Raw genomic sequence first — 1125 nt, forward strand, 5'->3', positions numbered from 1 at the left:
TCCGGTTGTTCGACGTATTTGCCGGCGTCTGGACCGACGGCGGGTGCGATCGCGGAAGGGGCGGAGGTGGCGACCGCGCAAGGCGTGTTTGCCCGCTACGAGATCATCGACGTCAATGCCGGGGTGGTCGAGACCCTGCGCGGGCGCCCGCTCGACAGCCTGCTCGCCTCGTTCGGCGACCAGCGCCCGGCGCTCGAACAGGTCATCGGGGTGGGCGACTACGTCGCCGTCTCGGTCTGGGAGGCGGGCTCGGGCGGCCTGTTCTCCGGTCCGCTCGTGGCCGACCGCTTCTCGGCCGGCTCCAAGTCGGCGCTCATCCCCGAGCAGGTGGTCGCGCGCGACGGCGCCATCTCGGTGCCCTATGCCGGCCGCATCCCCGTCGCCGGCCGCCGGCCCCAAGACGTGCAGGCGCTCATCGAGGCCGAACTCGCCGGCAAGGCCATCCAGCCCCAGGTGCTGGTCTCGGTCACCCGGCCGATCTCGCAGACCGTCACGGTGACCGGCGAGGCGGCCGCTGGCGCGCGCATCCCGCTCTCGGCCAAGGGCGACCGGCTCCTCGACGTGCTGGCCTCGGCCGGCGGCGTGCGCTCGCCCGTGTCGGAGACCTTCGTGCGGCTGTCGCGCGGGGCGCAGACCGCCACGGTGCCGATGACCACGATCGTGTCCAACCCGCGCGAGAACATCTTCCTGCGGCCCAACGACGTGCTGACCCTGGTGCGCGATCCCCAGACCTTCCTGGCGGTGGGCGCGCTGGGCAACGCCACCGAGATCCCGTTCCAGGCCGACGGCATCACGCTGGCCCAGGCGCTGGCCAAGGCGCGCGGCCTGTCCGACTTCCAGGCCGACCCGGCCGGCACCTTCATCTTCCGCTTCGAGCCCGCCAGCGTGGTGCGCCGTCTGCGGCCCGACAGCGCGCTGCTCGTCACGCCCTTGGTGCCGGTGGTCTACCGGATCAACATGCGCGATCCCAACAGCCTGTTCGTCACCCAGGCCTTCCGCATGCGCAACCGCGACCTCGTCTACGTCTCCAACGCCCCCTTCAGCGAGGTCCAGAAGGTGCTCTCCGTCTTCTCCACCGTCACCGCCCCCGTCACCGCAGGCGCCGCCGTCTACTCCGGCGTGCGC

Annotated in this window: 1 protein-coding gene; it reads left to right on the plus strand. The window is 71.9% G+C overall.

Annotated elements, in window-relative coordinates:
- Positions 1–1125: polysaccharide biosynthesis/export family protein (locus MFF55_RS25710; protein WP_238246943.1), on the plus strand; the 1125-nt coding region annotated here is incomplete at both ends.

This window comes from Methylobacterium iners (assembly GCF_022179305.1).
GTDB lineage: Bacteria > Pseudomonadota > Alphaproteobacteria > Rhizobiales > Beijerinckiaceae > Methylobacterium > Methylobacterium iners.